This window comes from Enterobacter sp. FB (assembly GCF_000805795.1).
In the GTDB taxonomy this organism is placed as follows: domain Bacteria; phylum Pseudomonadota; class Gammaproteobacteria; order Enterobacterales; family Enterobacteriaceae; genus Enterobacter; species Enterobacter roggenkampii.
In genome coordinates this window covers 1,532,775-1,551,258 of record NZ_JSZC01000013.1, presented here as the reverse complement: position 1 = coordinate 1,551,258, position 18,484 = coordinate 1,532,775, and the positions used below count along the sequence as shown (strand labels likewise).

Annotated in this window: 19 protein-coding genes; 7 read left to right on the top strand and 12 right to left on the bottom strand. The window is 59.4% G+C overall.

Features of this window, described 5'->3' with window-relative positions; translation table 11 throughout:
- Positions 1–48: 48 nt before the first annotated feature.
- The 3 genes from sra to PI91_RS14390 all read right to left on the bottom strand — a co-directional run bounded on the left by sra (position 49) and on the right by PI91_RS14390 (position 1,581).
- Positions 49–186, bottom strand: a complete 138-nt coding sequence (sra, locus tag PI91_RS14400; RefSeq protein ID WP_008501714.1) for a stationary-phase-induced ribosome-associated protein — start codon at positions 184–186, stop codon at positions 49–51.
- A gap of 95 nt (positions 187–281) precedes the next feature.
- Complete coding sequence (bdm, locus tag PI91_RS14395) at positions 282–497, bottom strand: biofilm-dependent modulation protein (protein ID WP_013096534.1); 216 nt, start codon at positions 495–497, stop codon at positions 282–284.
- Positions 498–729: 232 nt separating this feature from the next.
- On the bottom strand, positions 730–1,581 hold the full coding sequence (locus PI91_RS14390; RefSeq protein ID WP_023292348.1) for a Vmh family MBL fold metallo-hydrolase: 852 nt from the start codon (positions 1,579–1,581) through the stop codon (positions 730–732).
- Positions 1,582–1,691: 110 nt separating this feature from the next.
- Between PI91_RS14390 and PI91_RS14385 the strand changes: the two genes are divergently transcribed.
- Entirely contained in the window at positions 1,692–2,567 is an 876-nt protein-coding gene (locus tag PI91_RS14385) for a LysR family transcriptional regulator (RefSeq protein ID WP_039266460.1), read from the top strand.
- A 19-nt stretch (positions 2,568–2,586) separates the two neighbouring features.
- Here PI91_RS14385 and PI91_RS14380 read toward each other — a convergent pair whose 3' ends face one another.
- The gene (locus PI91_RS14380) at positions 2,587–3,546 is read right to left on the bottom strand and encodes a hypothetical protein (RefSeq protein WP_039266459.1); all 960 of its coding nucleotides are present in this window, start codon (positions 3,544–3,546) and stop codon (positions 2,587–2,589) included.
- A gap of 115 nt (positions 3,547–3,661) precedes the next feature.
- Here PI91_RS14380 and PI91_RS14375 point away from each other — a divergent pair, with 115 nt between their 5' ends.
- A complete protein-coding gene (locus PI91_RS14375) occupies positions 3,662–4,090 on the top strand; it encodes an OsmC family protein (protein WP_008501708.1) in 429 nt (142 codons plus the stop codon).
- 23 nt (positions 4,091–4,113) lie between these two features.
- On the opposite strand, the gene PI91_RS14370 is transcribed toward PI91_RS14375, so the two are convergent.
- Positions 4,114–5,019 (bottom strand): LysR family transcriptional regulator, encoded by a 906-nt coding sequence (locus PI91_RS14370; RefSeq protein WP_023292350.1) that lies wholly within the window; start codon positions 5,017–5,019, stop codon positions 4,114–4,116.
- 116 nt (positions 5,020–5,135) lie between these two features.
- Between PI91_RS14370 and PI91_RS14365 the strand changes: the two genes are divergently transcribed.
- Positions 5,136–5,885, top strand: a complete 750-nt coding sequence (locus tag PI91_RS14365) for an SDR family NAD(P)-dependent oxidoreductase (RefSeq protein WP_039266458.1) — start codon at positions 5,136–5,138, stop codon at positions 5,883–5,885.
- Here the strand turns inward: PI91_RS14365 and PI91_RS14360 are convergent.
- Genes PI91_RS14360 through PI91_RS14330 form a run of 7 tightly spaced genes read right to left on the bottom strand, consistent with a single transcriptional unit; the run spans position 5,882 to position 12,714 of the window.
- Entirely contained in the window at positions 5,882–6,811 is a 930-nt protein-coding gene (locus tag PI91_RS14360; protein WP_008501705.1) for an ABC transporter ATP-binding protein, read from the bottom strand. The genes PI91_RS14365 and PI91_RS14360 overlap by 4 nt on opposite strands.
- On the bottom strand, positions 6,804–7,790 hold the full coding sequence (locus PI91_RS14355) for an ABC transporter ATP-binding protein (RefSeq protein WP_039266457.1): 987 nt from the start codon (positions 7,788–7,790) through the stop codon (positions 6,804–6,806). Before PI91_RS14355 ends, PI91_RS14360 begins: the two co-directional genes overlap by 8 nt.
- The gene (gene ddpC / locus PI91_RS14350) at positions 7,790–8,683 is read right to left on the bottom strand and encodes a D,D-dipeptide ABC transporter permease (protein ID WP_039266456.1); all 894 of its coding nucleotides are present in this window, start codon (positions 8,681–8,683) and stop codon (positions 7,790–7,792) included. Before ddpC ends, PI91_RS14355 begins: the two co-directional genes overlap by 1 nt.
- The gene (locus PI91_RS14345) at positions 8,680–9,702 is read right to left on the bottom strand and encodes an ABC transporter permease (protein WP_039266455.1); all 1,023 of its coding nucleotides are present in this window, start codon (positions 9,700–9,702) and stop codon (positions 8,680–8,682) included. Before PI91_RS14345 ends, ddpC begins: the two co-directional genes overlap by 4 nt.
- A gap of 22 nt (positions 9,703–9,724) precedes the next feature.
- Complete coding sequence (locus PI91_RS14340) at positions 9,725–11,257, bottom strand: ABC transporter substrate-binding protein (RefSeq protein ID WP_039266454.1); 1,533 nt, start codon at positions 11,255–11,257, stop codon at positions 9,725–9,727.
- Positions 11,258–11,271: 14 nt separating this feature from the next.
- Positions 11,272–11,847 (bottom strand): D-alanyl-D-alanine dipeptidase, encoded by a 576-nt coding sequence (gene ddpX / locus PI91_RS14335; protein ID WP_025911023.1) that lies wholly within the window; start codon positions 11,845–11,847, stop codon positions 11,272–11,274.
- A gap of 12 nt (positions 11,848–11,859) precedes the next feature.
- The gene (locus tag PI91_RS14330; protein ID WP_039266453.1) at positions 11,860–12,714 is read right to left on the bottom strand and encodes a MurR/RpiR family transcriptional regulator; all 855 of its coding nucleotides are present in this window, start codon (positions 12,712–12,714) and stop codon (positions 11,860–11,862) included.
- Positions 12,715–12,981: 267 nt separating this feature from the next.
- On the opposite strand from PI91_RS14330, the gene PI91_RS14325 reads away from it, so the two are divergent.
- The 4 genes from PI91_RS14325 to PI91_RS14310 all read left to right on the top strand — a co-directional run bounded on the left by PI91_RS14325 (position 12,982) and on the right by PI91_RS14310 (position 18,439).
- Positions 12,982–14,463 (top strand): carboxylesterase, encoded by a 1,482-nt coding sequence (locus tag PI91_RS14325; protein ID WP_039266452.1) that lies wholly within the window; start codon positions 12,982–12,984, stop codon positions 14,461–14,463.
- Between the two features lie 95 nt (positions 14,464–14,558).
- A complete protein-coding gene (locus PI91_RS14320; RefSeq protein ID WP_039266451.1) occupies positions 14,559–15,770 on the top strand; it encodes a diguanylate phosphodiesterase in 1,212 nt (403 codons plus the stop codon).
- 88 nt (positions 15,771–15,858) lie between these two features.
- Positions 15,859–16,749 carry an aminoimidazole riboside kinase gene (locus PI91_RS14315; RefSeq protein WP_039266450.1) on the top strand — a complete coding sequence of 297 codons (891 nt, stop codon included), beginning with the start codon at positions 15,859–15,861 and terminating at the stop codon, positions 16,747–16,749.
- Positions 16,750–16,921: 172 nt separating this feature from the next.
- Entirely contained in the window at positions 16,922–18,439 is a 1,518-nt protein-coding gene (locus tag PI91_RS14310; protein ID WP_039266449.1) for a carbohydrate porin, read from the top strand.
- Positions 18,440–18,484 lie beyond the last annotated feature (45 nt).

The window sequence follows — 18,484 nt, the reverse complement described above, 5'->3', positions numbered from 1 at the left end:
AAAACACCATCGGGATTACCGATGGTGTTCTGGATCTCAGTCTGGAACTTACTTGCCGGCGTGGCGTTTTCTGCCGGTGGCGTGAGTGACTTGCGTTTCATGGTCGCCTTCAATCACCACTTTGCGCTGATTAGAAAGCTTGTAGTTCAGTCCCAGAATATGGCGTGCCTGACGGTTCGATTTCATATTAACTCCTCAATCCTGTTGATAGTTTTAAGGACCAGTTTGCTTACGCAAACGAAATGTAACCCCTTAGGTTGCAGATCCAGCTTAGCAGGTTTTTACAAGGGTGCGTTTTGCCCGCTGACGACGTAGTTAATGGTCTGCTGGTAGATGTCACTGAGGATGTCATTATCTGTGGATTCCACCCACTTGGTGAGTTCCATCAAAATGTCATCTTCAGTCACAGCACCGTGCTCGGCGTGAAGACCCTGTGCAATCGCGTTAACGAGTTCAGGTTGTGCTGCTGCGGTATTTGCCGGGTAATAAGTAAACATGCTGCCTCCGTGTCGTTGTCTGTTTAATGGTACGGCTCGCAAAAAATTTAATTCACAAACAGAATGGCAAATATTTTCCCGGTTGTGGCTCAGATTCATCTTAGAAATAAAAATGACATAAGTGTATGCTTTTGTGTGCTTTTGAAATGCGGGGGTGAATCGACGTGGCGCTGAGAGAATATTATGACGGTGCTCCTGCTATCTCGAAAAAATAGCAGGAGCAGCGTTTAAATTACCACTTCATTTCGCCGGTATTCACCTTAGCGCTTAATTCCAGCGAGCTCTCTTCAGCCAGATTCGGATACTGTTTTTTCAGGGTGCTGATGACGCCCGCAGAATCTTTATGAACGGACAAGGCCTTTTCAAAGCGCTGGAGATAGTCACGGGTAAAATCAATCGCACCCGTCCCGGCTGGCGGGGTACCCAGATAGTGACCCGGGATCACGCGCTCGGGTTTGTGCGCCGCCATGTTCACCAGCGTTTCCTGCCACTGCTTACGGCTTTCCGCTGTCTGGGTGTCCGCCGTCCAGACGTGAATCCCCCAGGCTACGCCAGTGCCGCCGAGGATGGTCTTTGCGGACGGGATCCATACATAGGCCGCATAGCTGTCAGGCTGTTCGATGTCGATCTTCTCCCCGTCAACCATAAACGTGGTGGAGGCGAGAACCTGCGGGACGACCAGCTCCGTTGGCGCGCCGTCTTTCATCTGCGGACCCCAGAAGGCGAGCTTGGCGTCTTTAGTGGCCTTGATGTGATCAACCACGTGCTGCGTGGCCACCACTTTGGCGTTCGGGAAGGCTTTGACCAGCGGCTGCAGGCCAAAATAGAAATCCGGATCGCCGGAGGTGATCACAATCTTGTTCAGAGTCTTACCGCTTTGACGAATTTTCTCTACCAGCGCTTCGCCATCCTTCACGCTGAACTGCGCGTCAAACAGCACCGCTTCTTTCGGGCCGGAGACCAGCGTGGAGGAGACCGCGAAAATGCCTTTCTCCTGCGGGTTATAGGTATCAATGCTTAACGGCGCGGCAAAAACAGCCGGCGTGAAAAGGGTGGAAAGCAGGGCAAGGTGAGTGAATTTCATGCTGTTGTCTCTGTTGTTCAGGAATGTCTCTATTGTACGGAAATTCGCATTTGCCAGAATTCCTGAAACAAGACATGCTTAGTTTCATAAATCGAGCAGATGGAGTTGATATGGATCGCGTGATTGCCGCTCAGGTTTACAACCGAATATGCGAGCTGGGAAGTTTGAGCGCGGCGGCCCGGGCGCTGGGTATTTCCCGCCCAATGGTGAGCCGCTACCTTGAGCAGATGGAGAAATGGGCGGGCACGCGGCTGGTAAACCGCTCCACGCGCAAGCTGACGCTGACCGCGGCAGGCGAAAAGGTGCTGCAAAAAACGCGAACGCTCTCGCAGATCTCGCAGGAAATTGAAGGCCAGTCGGAAAAAGATCTCCCGTCTGGCACCCTGCGGGTGGCCTGCGCGCACTTTACCGCCATGCACCTGATTGCGCCGGTCCTGCCCGGTCTGCTCTCGCGCTACCCGCAGCTGCGCATTGAGCTGGACGTGAACAACCACCCGGTCAGCCTGGTGGGAGAGCGCATTGATGTTGCCGTACGCATTACCGATAACCCTGAACCCGGCATGATTGCCCGTCGGCTGGGGGAGTGTCGCTCGGTCCTTTGCGCCTCGCCGGACTATCTGGCGCAGCACGGTACGCCCGGCAGCCCCGAAGAACTAGCCCGGCATAACTGCCTGCACTACAGCTTTTTTGCCGGGCAGTCCTGGCACTTCCTGACGCCGGAGGGCGAAAGCCTGAGCGTGGCCGTCAGCGGCAACCTGAGCGCCAGCATCTCTTCGCTGCTGATGGACGCGGCGGTTAAGCACTGCGGTATCGCCATGCTGCCGGAGCGTGAAGCGCGTGCCGCGCTGGAGCAGGGATGGCTGGTGCCGGTACTGGAGGCGCTGGAGCCAAAGCCGCTGGCCATCCATGGCATTTATCAGTCCCGGGAATACCAGCCTGCCGCGCTGCGGGCGTTCCTTGATGAGCTGGCCCGCTATCTGGCATGAGCGCGGCGTTTGCCGTCGTTTACTTAGCCTTTAGCCAGGGGGAGGCCGTGCTCCAGAAAATAATATCCGCCCCGAGATAATTTTCCGCGAACCGCTCAAATTCTGCTTTGGTGAAGGGCTTGCCGGTCTCAGGGTTCTTATAGGTCAGGGTCGGTTCCTGAACCGCCATGGCGATAAGCGGCAGCGTCTGTTTATTTTTATGGAAGAAAGGATAGGCATTCTTCATATGCGCCTTGCGGTTGGGAACAATGTCCGGCCTACCGAGGCCGACATTGTTGGCGCTGGCATACGCAAAAAGACGCCCCATGTAGTTGTGGTCATTATCCCATTCGCACGGCCAGAAGTTCACGTATTGCACCACGTGTGATTTCTGAAAAGCCTTGCGCGCAAAGGCCAGGTTTTCCATTTCTCCCGCAAAATAGCTGTCGCAGGTAAATCCGGCGGGCGCATTTTTTTCGTCAAGATCGATGGCGGTTTTAGGCAGGTTTACGCCATATACCTCGCCATCAAAGCGTTTCGCGAGGGCGGCCAGCAGCGCCTGGTAGCGCTGGCGCACCGCGGGATCCCACTGACGCGCCACCCAGCCTGAACCGACTGGCTTCCCTTCGCCGGGGTTATCGAACTGCGGTGCAATCCCGCCTCCGTATTGCTTATCGTGCATCAGATAATCCGGCACGTAGCGCGCGTCCGCCTCAAAGAAACGGTCCTGAATCTGGATAAAAAGCTTTTTCCTGGCAGCCTTAAGACGCGCGAGATCCCGTTCAATGCGCGAGAAATCGTAGCGATCCTTCTCAGGCTCAAGCGCGCGCCAGTTGTAGACGATCTGTACGCCGCCGATATCGCTTCGCACAACGAGCGGGAACGCCGCGTCGAGCTCGCCGGAGCTGGTATAGATAAAGTTCTCGGGCGTTTTCGCCTGCAAAGACAACGATAGAGCGAGGGTAGCGATCGCAACGGCCATCCTGATTTTTAGCGCCATAGGTTTATCCTTTTTGTCGGTACAGCAGGTGTAAGTCCCGGAATTGTCTGTGTTCCAGGGGCAGTCAGATGCGTAGTCTATACTTAACCCTTTGTAAGCCAAAAGGAGAGCAAGAATGACTATTCATAAGCACGGTTCGGCACACTGGTCTGGCGACATTAAGCGCGGTAAAGGAACGGTTTCCACCGAGAGCGGCGTTCTCAATCAACAGCCTTATGGCTTCAATACCCGTTTTGAGGGTGAAAAGGGGACCAACCCCGAAGAGCTTATCGGCGCGGCACATGCGGCCTGCTTCTCGATGGCGCTGTCGCTGATGCTCGGCGAAGCGGGCTATACCGCCGACGCCATTGATACCACCGCGGATGTCTCCCTCGATAAAACGGACGGCGGTTTTGCCATCACCAAGGTTGCCCTGAAGAGCAAGGTCACCGTTCCCGGCATCGCCCCTCAGCAGTTTGACGGTATTATTCAGAAAGCCAAAGCGGGCTGCCCGGTTTCGCAGCTACTGAAAGCCGAAATTACGCTGGACTATACGCTTAACTAAGCCTCAGCCGGGCTGGCGCCCGGCTATCCCTTCAGCGCGGCGGGAAACACCTCCGCCAGCCAGGCGATAAATACCTTCAGCCTGTGCGTCAAATGCCGGTTCTGCGGGTAAACCACATGAAACGGATAGGCGGCAGGGCGCCAGTCGCCCAGGATCGGTGCCAGCGTTCCCGCCTGTAAATACGGCTTTGCCGAATACTCAAACGTCTGCACGATCCCCAATCCTGCCACGGCCGCCGCCAGGTGGGCATTACTTTCATTTATGCCGAGATAATGGGGGATATTGATTTCCATCGCCTCGCCATGCCGCCTGAAGCGAAAGGGAAACGCCCGCCCGGTGACGGGCGAGAGGTAGCTAATGAGCTTGTGGCCGTTGCACAGCTCCTGTGGATAGGCTGGAACGCCATGGTTTTTCAGGTAGCCCGGCGTCGCGCAGGTGACCATTTCGGCGTTACCAATATGGCGAGCGATAAGGGTCGAATCGTCCAGCGGGCCGCCGCGGATCACGCAGTCTACGTTACCGCTGATCAGATCCACCGGACGATCGGCTACCCCAAGATCGATGCGGATATCCGGGTAGCGCTGCATAAAATCCGGCAGCAGGGGGATAAGCACGTCCCGGGCGGTGGAGCCGCCCACGTCAACCCGCAAATGCCCTTTGGGCGTCGCGCGGGAAACGCGAAACGCGGTGTCGATGTCTTCGATATCTATCAAGACCCTGAGCGCTTTTTCATAGTATTCCATCCCTTCCGGCGTCGCGACCACCCGGCGAGTCGTCCGGTGCAGGAGGCGTATCTCCAGGTGCGTCTCAAGCGATTTCACCAGCTTGCTCAGCGTGGCGATGGGCATGTTCAGCGAGTCCGCCGCGCGGGTAAAGCTGCCGGTTTCCACCACCCGGGTAAAGGCGCGCATCGCCATGAGCTGATCCATGAGATTCCCTCTGATTATTTCTGTATGTGAATAGTCATTTTCATTTTTGCTGGTTTTTCACTAATCCCGCAAGGGCTAAAGTTTGTCCAACGCAAACCCAACAAAAGGTAAATGACATGAACACGACTCTCTCAGGAAAAATCGCACTGGTCACCGGCGGCAGCACCGGCATCGGTCTTGCCACGGCGCAGGAGCTTGCTGCACAGGGCGCGAAGGTGTACATCACCGGACGACGTCAGGCCGAGCTGGACGCGGCCGTGGCTGAAATCGCTTCAACGGCAGTGGGCATTCGCGCTGACGTGTCAAAACTGGCGGACCTGGACGAGGTCTATGCCCGGATAGCCAAAGAAGAAGGCCGCCTCGATATTCTGTTCGCCAATGCGGGTGGTGGCGATATGCTGCCGCTGGGCGCGATTACCGAAGAGCAGTTTGACCGGATTTTCGGCACTAACGTTCGCGGGGTGCTGTTTACGGTACAGAAGGCGCTGCCGCTGCTGTCCGCCGGATCCTCGATTATTCTGACCGGCTCGACGGTGTCCATTAAGGGGACGGCAAACTTTAGCGTCTACAGCGCCAGCAAGGCCGCCGTGCGCAACTTTGCCCGCTCCTGGGCGCTGGATTTGCAGGGCCGTGGGATCCGCGTCAACGTGGTGAGCCCGGGCCCGATCAAAACCCCGGGGCTTGGCGACCTGGTGCCGGAAGAACACCGCCAGGGGCTGTACGACGCGCTGGCCGCTCAGGTACCGCTCGGCCGTTTAGGCGCGCCGGGTGAGGTGGGTAAAGCGGTGGCGTTTCTGGCCTCCGATGCGGCCAGCTTTATTAACGCCATCGAGCTGTTCGTGGACGGCGGGATGGCGCAAATCTAACCCAGACTGCGCCAGCAGCGGACGTCACGGCCCTCGCGAGAGGGCTGTAACGGCTGAGGACGCTCGCACCCCTGCGCGGCCATCGGGCATCGGTCGCGGAAAAAACAGCCTTCGGGCAGACGGCGGTTGCCGGGAAGCTCCGTTTTGCGTAAGGCCAGCGTCTCATCCAGCGGTTCACCGGTGCGCGGAACCGAATCGAGCAGCAGGCGGGTGTAAGGATGGCGCGGCTCGCCAAGCACCTGCGCGGCGCTGCCCAGCTCCACAATCTGCCCAAGGTACATCACCGCCACGCGGTCGCTCATGTGCCGGACCACCGAGACGTTATGCGAGATCAACACGTAGGTCAGATTCCGCTGCTGTTGCAGGGTCACCAGCAGGTTGAGGATCTGCGCCTGTACGGAAATATCCAGCGCGCTGGTAGGTTCATCGAGCACGATGATATCCGGATCGGACGAGAGCGCCCGGGCGATGGCAATGCGCTGGCGCTGCCCGCCGGAGAAGGCGTGCGGAAGCCGGTCGAGATATTCCGGGCGAATGCCCACCTGCAGCGCCAGGTTTTCAGCCAGCTGGCGGCGGTCGCGCTCGCTGCTGCGCTTTTGCACCCACACCGGCTCGGTGATGATTCGCCAGACCGGCAGGCGCGGGTCAAGCGAGGAGAGCGGATCCTGAAACACCATCTGCATGCCGCCCGCGTGGTGCGCCCGCTGGCAGGCGCCGGTGCTGGGCTTAAGCATGCCCATCAGCAGCTGGGCGAGCGTGCTTTTCCCACAGCCGGACTCCCCGACAATACCAAGCGTTTCTCCCCGACGGATCTCAAGGTCGAGCCCGTTGAGCGCATGGACCCGTTCCGTCACGCGACCCAGCCAGTTTTTGCGCGCCGCAAAGTTCACGTGCACGCTATCCAGTTCCAGCAGTACATCAGACATGGGCTTTCTCCCGTTGTGGATACCAGCAGGCGGCCTGTTGGCCCTCTGCGCCAGTGGGCGCTAGGTGCGGCGTTTCGCTGCATTTCGCCCCGGCGGCAAAGCAGCGCTCGCGGAATGCGCATCCCTGCGGAAGCTGGCTGAGGTTGGGCACCGTGCCGGGGATGGCGGGAAGCGGGGCGCGCGGCTGGCCGTTTTCCGGCGCGCACTGCAGCAGGCCAATAGAGTAGGGATGCACGGGCTGGTGGATCAGCGTTTGCGTGGTGCCGCTCTCGATCACGCTGCCCGCATACATCACGTACATTCTGTCGCAGAGCTGGGACACCACGGCCATATCGTGGCTGATAAACAGCACCGAGGTGCCGCTGGCCCGCGCCTTGTGCTTCAGCAGGCGCAGCACCTGCAGCTGAACGGTGACGTCCAGCGCCGTGGTAGGTTCGTCGGCGACGATCAGCTCCGGCTCGCAGGAGAAGGCAAGGGCAATCATCACCCGCTGGCGCATGCCGCCGGAGAGTTCAAACGGATAGCGCGCCATGACCGCTTTCGCGTCCGGGATTTGCATCTCTTCCAGCAGGGTAATCGCCTTCTGCTGCGCCTCACGCCGGGAAAGCGGTTGATGCTGGCGGATCACCTCGACCATCTGTTTGCCAATCCGCCGCGTCGGATTGAGGGCGGTCATGGGCTCCTGAAAAATCATCGCGACCTTTGCGCCGCGCCACTGGCGAAGCTGTTTCTCGGACGCCGTCAGGACATTTTCGCCGAGTAATTTCACCTGACCATGATGAATGCGGTAGCTGCCTTCCGGCAGCAGACGCATGGCGAGCATGGCGGTCACGGATTTACCCGAACCGGATTCGCCCACCACGCCGACAATTTCACCTCTGCCGATCTCCAGCGAGACGTGGTTCAGCGCGTGGACCTCGCCGCGGAAAATCGGGAAGCTCAGATGCAGGTCTTCAATCTTGAGAACCGGGTCGGTCATCACTGTTTACCTCCTGACTTCGGATCCAGCAGATCGCGAATGCCATCCCCAAACAGGTTAAAGCCCACGGCGGTAATCAAAATCGCCGCTCCGGGAAACGCGCAGTACCACCACTGGTCCAGAACGTAGTTACGGCCGACGGCCACCATCGCGCCCCATTCGGCGGTCGGCTGCTGCGCGCCCAGGCCAATAAACCCCAGCGTGGCGGCCATCAGGATGGCGCTGCCGATGTCCAACGACGCCTGCACAATCAGCGGCGGCAGGGCGTTGCGCAGGATGTGCCAGCGGATCACATGCCAGCGGGACGCGCCAAAGGTGCGGGCGGCCTGCACGTAGGTAAACTGGCGCACCACCAGGGTTTGGCCGCGCGCCAGGCGGACGTAAAACGGAATGCGGACAATCGCAATTGCCAGCATGGCGTTAAACAGGCTTGGCCCGAGCGCGGCGGCCAGCGCCATGGTCAGCACCAGGGAAGGTATCGAGAGCATAATGTCCATCACCCGCATAATAACGGCGTCGCCGCGCCCGCCCAGCACGCCGGACAGACAGCCCAGCAGCGAACCGATGCCGCCCGCAATTACCACCACCGCCAGCCCGGCGGTAATGGACTGCTGGCTGCCCGCCAGCACGCGGCTGAACAGATCGCGGCCCACCTCGTCGGTACCAAACCAGTGCTGCGCGGACGGCGCCTGCAGGCGCGCGGTCAGATCCAGCGCGTTCGGGTCGTGCGGCACGATCCACGGTGCGGCCAGCATAATGAAAAGCATCACCAGCATAATGACGCCGCCAACGATCGTGAGCGGGCTTTGACGCAGCATCCAGAACAGCTTTGCCCAGTTGATGCGTTGCCTGACGGGTTTAACCGGGACGGGCGTTTCCTGCGTTAACATCATTCGGCACCTCCGCGCCCGATTCGCGGGTCAATCCACAGGTAAAGCAGATCGACCACCAGATTAACCAGCACGTAGGCCAGCGAAACAACGACGGCAAAGCCCATCACGGCAGGGAAATCGAGCGCCTGAATGGATGTCACCACCCAGGCCCCCATGCCCGGCCAGGCAAAGACGGTTTCAGTCAGCACGGCACCGTACAGCAGGTCGCCCAGCGCCAGCCCGAGCACGGTAATCGACGGGATCATCGCATTCGGCAGGGCGTAGCGCAGGACGATATACCAGCCGGGCAGGCCGCTGGCGCGGGCGGTGCGAATGTAGTCTTCGCTAAGCTGCTCCAGCATCGCGGAACGGACCTGACGCGCCACGATGCCCAGATGCACAAACGCCAGCGTCAGCGAGGGTAAAATCAGGTGCTGCAGCGCATTGAAAAAGACCTCGCCGTTGCCTTCCAGCAGCGCGTCCAGCAGATAAAAGCCGGTGACGTGCGTCGGCGGATCGAGCCAGTCGTCCAGCCTGCCGCCGCCCGGCAGGATTTGCAGGTGCCCGTAGAACAGCACAATGACGCCCAGCCCAAGCCAGAAGGCCGGGGTGGAGATCCCGGTCATCGCCATTAAACGCACCAGGTGATCCAGCCAGCGGTTGCGGTACACCGCCGATAAAATTCCCAGCGGCACGCCGATGACCAGCGCCAGCAGGAGGGAACAAAAGGCCAGCTCCAGCGTGGCGGGGAAAAAGGCCTTCAGGTCTTCCGCAACCGGGCGTCCGGTACGGATAGAGGTGCCTAAATCACCGAGGGCCAGGGCGTCCACGTAGCGGCCAAACTGAACGTAGAGCGGCTGATCCAGCCCCAGCTGCTGGCGAATGTTCTGCACGATGTCGTCGCTGGCGCGGTCGCCGGCCAGCAGACGGGCCGGATCGCCGGGGATCAGGTGTGAAATAATAAAAGTGATAATACAGACACCGGCCACCACCAGGAGTAACCCCCAGCAGCGCTGGCGCACGATGCTCCAGAACGTCATACACTTTCCCCCGGCGAAACGGTTACTTGCTCATGGTGGCGATGTTAAACACCTGCTCGAGCATCGGATTAAAGGTGAAGCCTTTGACCTCTTTGTTCATCGCCAGCTGGTAGTTCTTCTGGAACAGATAAACGTAGGCCGCCTCGTCGATGACCACCTTTTGCGCCTGCTGGTAATCTTTGGTGCGTTCCGCCTGGTCCGTGGTTTTCAGCGCGGCCTGCAGCAGGGAATCGACCTCTTTGTTCTCATAGAACGAACGGTTGCCCGGCAGACCTTTCTTGTCCGATTCGAACCAGTAGTTCATAAACATGTACGGGTCGGCAAAATCCGGGCTCCAGTTGCCGATGGCGATGTCGTAATCGCCTTTGCCGACGCGGTCGCGCATGGTGGCGTTGGCCAGTTTCTCCAGCTTGACGTTAATGCCGATCTTGCCGAGGCTGGCCTGAGTCGAAAGGGCGATAGGCTCCCAGTTCGGATCGTTGTCCGAGTAGAGGAAGGTCAGGCTGGCGGGCTTGTCTTTGACCTTCTCCAGGGCTGCTTTAGCTTTGGCTTCGTCGAAGCTGTACTGCATGACCGTGGCGTCAAAGCCCCACATACCTTCCGGGATCGGGCCGCGCATCTGCTTGCCGTTGCCGCTCAGAATGCCTTTCACCATCCCCTCATAGTCCGTCGCCCAGGAGACCGCGCGGCGTAAATCCACCTGATTGAGCGGCGCTTTGCTGTTGTTGAGGTAGAGGTAGGTCACGCGCAGAGACGGGTATTCGGCGACGGCGACTTTGCCTTCCTGCTTCAGGGCCGCCAGCTGATCGACCGGCAGGGAGTCGGCAATGTCCAGATCGCCGCGAGAAAGCTGCAGACGGCGCGACGCGCTCTCACCGATAATTTTCACCGAGACGCGCTTGAAGTGCGGCTTGTCGCCCGACCAGTGCGGGTTAGGCACCAGCACCAGCTGCTGGCCTTTCTGCCAGCTCTTCAACATAAACGGCCCGGAGCCGGCGGTGTTTTGCGCCAGAAAGCCGCGCGCGTCGTCCGCGGCATTGGCCTTCAGCACCGTCGGGTTAATGATGGAGGCGCCGTCGTTCGCCAGGGTGTAGAGGAAAGGCGCGAACGGCTGGCTGAGGGTGAATTTCACCGTGTGCTCATCAACGGCCTCCACTTTCAGATCTTTCGGGAAGGCCTCAGACGGCCCCTGGCCGAGCTTCAGCAGGCGCTCAAAGGAGAGTTTGACCGCCTCGGCGGTGACCGGCGTGCCGTCGGAGAATTTGGCGTTATCCGCCAGGGTGAAGGTCCACTCTTTCTGGTCGTCGGAAGCTTTCCAGCCCGTCGACAGATCGCCTTCCACCTCGGTAGAGCCTGGCTTGTACTTAACCAGACGCTGGTAGGACGGATAGGTGACGGTCCAGTCGTTGTTATCAATGGTGATGGCCGGGTCGAGCGTTTGCGGGTCGGCGGCTTTACCGATGACCAGCATGTCTTTCGGGACGGCAGCCAGCGCCAGCGGGGCGCTCAGGGCCAGCGTGGCGGCAATGACGGTCGAGAGAAGCGATGTTTTCATGGCAGTGCTCCAGGTTAAAGAGGGGTGTGCGTCAGGGGAAAACAGGCAAAACGGTCATCAAGCAGCGGGTAGCTGGCGGCGTTCGGCAGTTCGAAGTGCCACCATTCGCTGCCGATCCCGACAAAACCGCCGCCGAACATGATGGCGTTCAACAGCAGACGGTTGCGCTGGGCGTGCGGCGGCACGGAAGGGTGATACGGATGCGAGCGGTCATGCATTTCGTCAAAACCAGCGCCCATATCCAGCACGGCGTTATGCTCGTCCATCAGGGTCACGTCGATGGCCGTGCCGCGGCTGTGGTTGGAGCCAATCGCCACGTCGACCACATATTCCGGGTTCGGGCAGGCCTCCCACAGCTGGGCCTGCGCCTGCTGCGGGCGATAGGCGTCGTAGACCACCAGCTTCAGCCCGGCCAGCGTGGCAATGCTGATGGCTTTTGCCAGCGCGGTAGCAGCATCGGTATGCAGCAGGCACAGCGCCTCCTGATAGATCGGGCGGCCTGTGATGTTGTCGGCGGTGGCGTACTTCAGATCGATATGCAGCGTGGGGAACGTCTTCGCCACATCAATCAGTTCACTCTCTACGGGCATAGCTCCGCTCCTTTAGCGTTCGAATTGACCAAACTCTTGTTGTAATTGTCGGTTTACCGCCAGGCGCGCCGGGAGCGCATCGCCCAGCGCTTCCACCACGCCCGACAGCAGCAGGTTGAACAGACAGCTCACGGGGGCAAGTGAATCCCAGAAATGACCGGTATCGGTTTTCACCTGCAGTAAATCCATCGGGTAATCCCGCGCCCACGGGCACCAGATGTCGGTGATTAAGGCCAGCGGAATGCCTTTCTCGCTCGCGACGCGGCAGTACTGGCGGGCCATCGTGGAGTAGGTGCGCGTATCGGTCAGCACGACATAAGGGTGCGCAAACCCGGAGTTCAGGGATTCCACCCAGCTGCCGGAAGCGCCTTCGGCATAGCTGACCCGCGGGCGGAGGTATTCAAGGTGGCTGAAGAAGGCGTTGGCGATCCCGCGCGTGGACTGGATCCCCAGCACAAAGACCGCGTCCGCGTGGGCCAGATGGTGTACCACCTGACGAAAAGCGTCTGTTTGCGCCAGCTGATACACCTGCGTGATGGCGTCCACTTCCAGCGACAGGGCGTGCTGAAGGCGGTTGGGCAGGGGGCGCTGCTGCTGCCAGGAGTCGAGGCGCTCGTTCATGCCCCAGGGCTGATACGGATCGCGCAGGCTCTTTTTGGCATCTTCCAGGTTGCGATATCCCAGCTTGCGCAGGAAGCGTCCGACGGTGATCCCGCTGGTCCCGCTCGCCAGCCCGACGCTCTCCGCCGTTTCAAACGGGATTTGCGCGGCGTGCGCCAGCAGCCAGCTTCCGACCCGCTTTTCGCTGGGCGTGAGCTGGCTGAAGGTCGCCTCGATACGGCTTAACATCTCAGGTTTCATCGTCATACCGCCTCGCTGTTAACAGGCTGTCAAAAGCTGAATATGTGTTACCGGGTTAACAATGCATGACGCGTGCCATGTTCACAGAAGGGCGAAAAACCCGCTGCGCAGTAAACTTCATGCAATATTTGGTTAACCAATGATCAACATTTGTGCAGCGTAGTTCACTTTTGGTGCACTGGCTGACCTGGCAGGGATGAATTTGGTGAATACGTCAGCCCCTTCACATTTTTGATAAGATAGAAAGACAGTGAACATAAAAGGGATCCCGGCATGGCGAATTGGCCCTGGCGAGTCAGCGTGCGCCTGGTGGCGCTTGCAAAGAAAACAGGGATGGTCGTGGGGATCGTCCTGGTCGTCCTGCTGGCGGTGCGGGTCTATCTCTCGCAGCAGGGGCCGGAACTGCACCCGTGGCACACCTGGCGGGCAGATGAGATGTCCGTGCGCGAGCTGGATAACGCCGATTTCGCCGGGTACCTCGCCCGTGAAAAGGCGATTTTCACCGATCTGGATAACGCGGTGACGGCGAAAACAGCCGGCGAGGATCAAACTCCGTTAAACCGCTACTACCGCCAGAGCCTGGTGTGGCCCGGCCAGTTTGCCCCCGATGCCAACCGCTCCTTTGTGCTGATGCCAGCCGGGAAGCCCCGCGGCGCGGTGGTGCTGCTGCACGGCCTGACCGATTCGCCTTACAGCGTCAGGCACCTTGCCGTGAACTATCAGCAGCGCGGCTTTGTGGCCGTGGTCCCGCGTCTTCCCGGACACGGCACCGCGCCCGGCGCGCTGACGGACGTGGACTGGGAAATGTGGCTGGCAGCGACGCGGCTTGCCGTGCGGGAAGCCACGCGCCTGACGGGGAATAACGTGCAGCTGCATCTGGTGGGCTACTCCAACGGCGGGGCGCTGGCGATGAAGTATGCCCTCGATGCGCTGGAAGACCCTGCGCTGCGTAAGCCTCAGCAGATGATCCTGCTCTCACCGATGATCGGCGTGACGTCCTTTGCGCGGTTCGCCGGATTCGCCGGGCTACCTGCGCTGTTGCCGCCGTTTGCCAAAGCGGCCTGGCTGAATATCTCCCCGGAATATAATCCGTATAAATACAACTCGTTCCCGGTGAACGCCGCCCGCCAGTCGTGGCTGCTGACGAAGGCCCTGCAGGAGCAGATTGGCCGTGAGGCGCGGGAAAACAGGCTGGCGAATTTGCCGCAGGTGCTGGCGTTCCAGTCGGTGATGGACTCTACGGTCAGTACCCGCGCGGTGGTCAGCGGCCTGTTTGACCAGCTTCCGGCAAACGGCAGCGAGCTGGTAGTGTTTGATATCAACCAGGCGGCGAGCTTCCGTCCGCTCTTTAAACCGTCGTCCTGGACGGCCACCACGGCGCTGCTGCCGGTCGTGCAGAGACGTTACGGTGTCACGATTATCACTAATGCCAGCGAGCACAGTTTCTCGACGGTGGCGAAAATCACGCCGGCAGGCAGCACGCAGGAGACGGTCGCGCCGCTTGCGCAGTCCTGGCCGCAGGATGTTTATTCCCTGTCGCACGTTGCGGTGCCGTTCCCGCCGGATGACGATCTCTATGGTCGTGAACCACGCGTGAAAAACCGATATGGCATCAGCCTGGGGACGATTGCGCTGTGGGGAGAGACGTCCGTGTTGAGCGTCGGGAAAGAGGCGCTTATGCGGGTCACCTCGAACCCGTTCTACGACTATATGCAGGAGAGGATTAACAGCCGGATCGGGGACCAGAAAAAGTAATGTTCCCTTGTGGCGTGAATATGTTAGGTCGCATTGATTAAGTATGTTACATAGTAGCTTCAAGGCACCTCTCTTTATCACTGGAACCCCTTTTTGTGCTGACGACGCTGATCTACCGAAGCCACTTGAATTTATCCCGCCCGTCCACCGAACTGCGGGAGCTGGTGGAGCGCGCCAGGGGCCGCAACGTAAAACTGGACATTACCGGCGTCCTCCTTGCTAAAGGCAACGACGTTCTGCAGATCCTCGAAGGGTCGGAAGAGAGTGTGGTCAAACTGTTCCATAAAATCCGCGAGGACAAGCGGCACAGCGGGGTAGTAGAACTGCTGCGGGACTATGGTCCGCGCAGACGCTTCGAAAACGTCGGTATGTTGCTGTTCGACCTGCAAACGCAGTCGCCGAAAGAGGTGCTGCAGTCGGTGCTGCGCTACAGCAAGCTGGACAGCTATCTGACCTCCGACGATCGGGTGTTCAAATTTATTCAGACCTTCATAACCGGTAAACGTCCGGCCCCGTCGGGGGCACGCTACACGGCAGACAAATGGACGCTCTCGACCGAAGCGCTTCCCTTTGGCGAACATCTGGGCCTGATTGCCGGGCAAACCTGTCAGTTTGCGCTGCAGCCTATTGTCGAGCCCTCGGAAGGGAAAATCAGCTCCCTTGAGGCGCTTATCCGCGGCAACGACGGCGGCAGCCCGGAGCATTTCTTCAGCACCGTCGACCCGGACAACGTCTACGAAGTCGATCTCCAGACAAAAGCCTATGCCTTTGCGCTGGCGGAAAAGCTGGGCATTGGTAGCCATAAAATCGCGGTCAACCTGCTGCCCATGTCGCTGGTAAATGTCCCAGGCGCGGTGGAATTTCTGGTCGATCAGATTAAAAAAAATGGCCTTCAGCCGGAGCAGGTGGTCATTGAAGTCACTGAAAACGAGATGATCTCCGGGCTCAACCAGTTTAACAGCGCCATCAAGCAGCTTCGCGGCGAGGGGATTGGCCTGGCGATCGATGATTTTGGCTCGGGCTATGCCGGGCTTTCGCTGCTGACCCGCTTCCAGCCGGACAAAATTAAAATCGACCGTGAGATTGTCAGCAACATCCACCTGAGCGGCCCAAAACAGGCGATTGTGCGCTCCATCATCAGCTGCTGCTCCGATCTTGAAATCACCCTGGTGGCCGAAGGCATCGAGAAAATTGAGGAGTGGTGCTGGCTCGAATCGGCCGGAATCCGCCGCTTTCAGGGATTCCTCTTTGCCCGGCCGCAGCTTAATGGCGTCGGCGATATCCACTGGCCGCATCTGGTGCGGTAAGCCAATTTTCCCTCCCGTTATTTCCCCTTTGCCCGGCCTGTGCTTAAATAGCTAAAACGGTTTAACATGGTTTAGCTACGAGGATCACATGAAGAAAATCTGGGTACTTGGCGATGCGGTAGTGGATTTGCTGCCCGATGGAGAAGGTCGATTATTGCAGTGTCCCGGCGGCGCGCCGGCGAACGTCGCGGTCGGTATTGCCCGGCTGGGCGGCCAGAGTGCCTTTATCGGCAGGGTTGGCGACGATCCTTTCGGGCGCTTTATGGCGAAAACGCTCGCTGACGAGCGGGTCGACGTAAAGTGGATGCGTCTTGACCCAGCGCACCGCACCTCAACGGTGGTGGTCGATCTCGACGACCACGGCGAGCGCTCGTTTACCTTCATGGTGCGCCCGAGCGCCGATCTGTTTCTCGAACCCGACGACCTGCCGACGTTCAGCGCCGGGGAGTGGCTGCACGTCTGCTCCATCGCCTTAAGCGCCGAGCCGAGCCGGACTGCGACGTTTCAGGCGATGGCCGCCATTCGTGAGGCGGACGGTTACGTCAGCTTCGACCCCAATATTCGCCCGGACCTCTGGCCGGATGAGAACGCACTGCATGGCTGCCTGGAGCAGGCCCTGCAAAGCGCCGACGTGGTGAAACTTTCGGTAGAAGAGCTGGCCTTTTTCACCGGCAGCGCGGAGGTCAACGTTGGTCTGGAGGTGCTGATGCAGCGCTGCCCGGCGCGTCTGGTGCTGGTTACCCAGGGAAAAGCGGGCGTAACCGCGTGGCATGAAGGTAGCGTAAAACACTACCCGGCAACGCCTGTGCAGTGCGTCGATACGACCGGTGCGGGCGATGCCTTTGTGGCGGGGCTGCTCTACGGGCTAGCCGCCGGACAGGACCTGACGCCGGTTATTGCGCTCGCCCAGCGCTGCGGCGCGCTGGCCACCACCGCCAAAGGGGCGATGACCGCGTTGCCCTGGCAGCACGACCTGTAATTTCTCCTCTCCTGGCCGCCATCCGGCGGCCTGAATTGTCGCCTCGATCACACTTACTAAATCGGTTTAGCAAAAAAGATTGCCGATCCAAAATTCACAGGTTTAGTATCAGCAACCTAAACCGGTTTAGCAATTTAGCACGTTTAATGACTTCTTTTAGGGATGCGACAAAATGTATAAAAAACGCAGACTTGCCGTGATGATAGGCATGCTGGCCGGAAGTACCTCTGTTTTTGCCCAGACGGATATGTCCAGTATTGAAGCGCGTCTTGCCGCGATGGAGCAGCGCCTTCAGGACGCGGAAACGCGCGCGCAGGTGGCCGAGAAGCGCGCTGCGGCAGCAGAACAAAAAACGCAGCAGCTGGTTGCCGCTCAGCAGCAGGCGCAAACGACAACCCAGGAGGTGGCGCAGCGCACCACCGCGCTGGAGAAGAAGGCGGATCAGACCGGCGGGTTTGAGTTCCACGGCTATGCCCGCTCTGGCCTGCTGATGAACGATGCCGCCTCCAGTAGCAAAAGCGGCCCTTACCTGACCCCAGCCGGTGAAACCGGCGGTGCGGTAGGGCGTCTGGGTAACGAAGCCGACACCTACGTCGAGCTGAACCTGGAGCACAAGCAAACCCTGGATAACGGGGCGACCACGCGCTTCAAGGCGATGCTGGCCGACGGTCAGAGAACCTATAACGACTGGTCTGCCGATACCAGCGACCTCAATATTCGTCAGGCCTTCGCGGAGCTGGGCAACCTGCCTGATTTTACCGGCGCGCTGAAGGGCAGCACCTTCTGGGCGGGTAAACGCTTCGACCGCGACAACTTTGACATCCACTGGCTGGATTCCGACGTGGTGTTCCTGGCCGGTACCGGCGGCGGCGTCTACGACGTGAAGTGGAACGATTCGCTGCGCAGCAACTTCTCCATTTACGGCCGCAACTTCGGCAGCGTGGAGCAGACCGACAACAACGTTCAGAACTATATCCTCAGCATGAACCACTTCGCCGGCCCGTTCCAGCTGATGGTGAGCGGCCTGCGGGCGAAGGATAACGACGACCGTAAAGACACTAACGGCGATCTGATTAAAACGGATGCCGCCAATCATGGCATTCATGCCCTGGTAGGCTTGCATAATGAGAGCTTCTACGGCCTGCGTGAAGGGACCGCCAAAACGGCGCTGCTGTATGGTCACGGGCTGGGTGCGGAGGTGAAAAGCATCGGCTCCGACGGCGCGCTGCTGTCTGAGGCGGATACCTGGCGCTTCGCAAGTTACGGTGTCACGCCGATCGGCGGTGGCTGGAGCGTTGCGCCCGCCGTTCTGGCACAGAGCAGTAAAGATCGCTACGTCAAGGGCGATAGCTATGAGTGGGTAACGCTCAATACCCGCCTGATCAAAGAGGTCACCCAGAATTTCGCGCTGGCGTTTGAGGGAAGCTACCAGTACATGGATTTAAACCCGGAGGGCTATAAAGACCGCAACGCCGTGAACGGCAGTTTCTACAAGCTGACCTTTGCGCCGACGTTAAAAGCGAGCAAAATCGGCGATTTCTTCAGCCGTCCGGAACTGCGCCTGTTTGCCACCTGGATGGACTGGAGCAGCAAACTGGATAATTACGCCAGCGATGATGCCTTTGGCAGCAGCGGCTTCAACGCCGGCGGGGAATGGAACTTTGGGATCCAGATGGAAACCTGGTTTTAACCCATCACGCTCCCGCCTGGCGGGAGCGTTTCGCACATCATAAAA

Bases quoted from the DNA above. Each gene is read 5' to 3' on its own strand.
- sra (WP_008501714.1), bottom strand. From the start codon at position 186: ATGAAATCGAACCGTCAGGCACGCCATATTCTGGGACTGAACTACAAG.
- bdm (WP_013096534.1), bottom strand. From the start codon at position 497: ATGTTTACTTATTACCCGGCAAATACCGCAGCAGCACAACCTGAACTC.
- PI91_RS14390 (WP_023292348.1), bottom strand. From the start codon at position 1,581: ATGAAATTCACTCACCTTGCCCTGCTTTCCACCCTTTTCACGCCGGCT.
- PI91_RS14385 (WP_039266460.1), top strand. From the start codon at position 1,692: ATGGATCGCGTGATTGCCGCTCAGGTTTACAACCGAATATGCGAGCTG.
- PI91_RS14380 (WP_039266459.1), bottom strand. From the start codon at position 3,546: ATGGCGCTAAAAATCAGGATGGCCGTTGCGATCGCTACCCTCGCTCTA.
- PI91_RS14375 (WP_008501708.1), top strand. From the start codon at position 3,662: ATGACTATTCATAAGCACGGTTCGGCACACTGGTCTGGCGACATTAAG.
- PI91_RS14370 (WP_023292350.1), bottom strand. From the start codon at position 5,019: ATGGATCAGCTCATGGCGATGCGCGCCTTTACCCGGGTGGTGGAAACC.
- PI91_RS14365 (WP_039266458.1), top strand. From the start codon at position 5,136: ATGAACACGACTCTCTCAGGAAAAATCGCACTGGTCACCGGCGGCAGC.
- PI91_RS14360 (WP_008501705.1), bottom strand. From the start codon at position 6,811: ATGTCTGATGTACTGCTGGAACTGGATAGCGTGCACGTGAACTTTGCG.
- PI91_RS14355 (WP_039266457.1), bottom strand. From the start codon at position 7,790: ATGACCGACCCGGTTCTCAAGATTGAAGACCTGCATCTGAGCTTCCCG.
- ddpC (WP_039266456.1), bottom strand. From the start codon at position 8,683: ATGATGTTAACGCAGGAAACGCCCGTCCCGGTTAAACCCGTCAGGCAA.
- PI91_RS14345 (WP_039266455.1), bottom strand. From the start codon at position 9,702: ATGACGTTCTGGAGCATCGTGCGCCAGCGCTGCTGGGGGTTACTCCTG.
- PI91_RS14340 (WP_039266454.1), bottom strand. From the start codon at position 11,257: ATGAAAACATCGCTTCTCTCGACCGTCATTGCCGCCACGCTGGCCCTG.
- ddpX (WP_025911023.1), bottom strand. From the start codon at position 11,847: ATGCCCGTAGAGAGTGAACTGATTGATGTGGCGAAGACGTTCCCCACG.
- PI91_RS14330 (WP_039266453.1), bottom strand. From the start codon at position 12,714: ATGACGATGAAACCTGAGATGTTAAGCCGTATCGAGGCGACCTTCAGC.
- PI91_RS14325 (WP_039266452.1), top strand. From the start codon at position 12,982: ATGGCGAATTGGCCCTGGCGAGTCAGCGTGCGCCTGGTGGCGCTTGCA.
- PI91_RS14315 (WP_039266450.1), top strand. From the start codon at position 15,859: ATGAAGAAAATCTGGGTACTTGGCGATGCGGTAGTGGATTTGCTGCCC.
- PI91_RS14310 (WP_039266449.1), top strand. From the start codon at position 16,922: ATGTATAAAAAACGCAGACTTGCCGTGATGATAGGCATGCTGGCCGGA.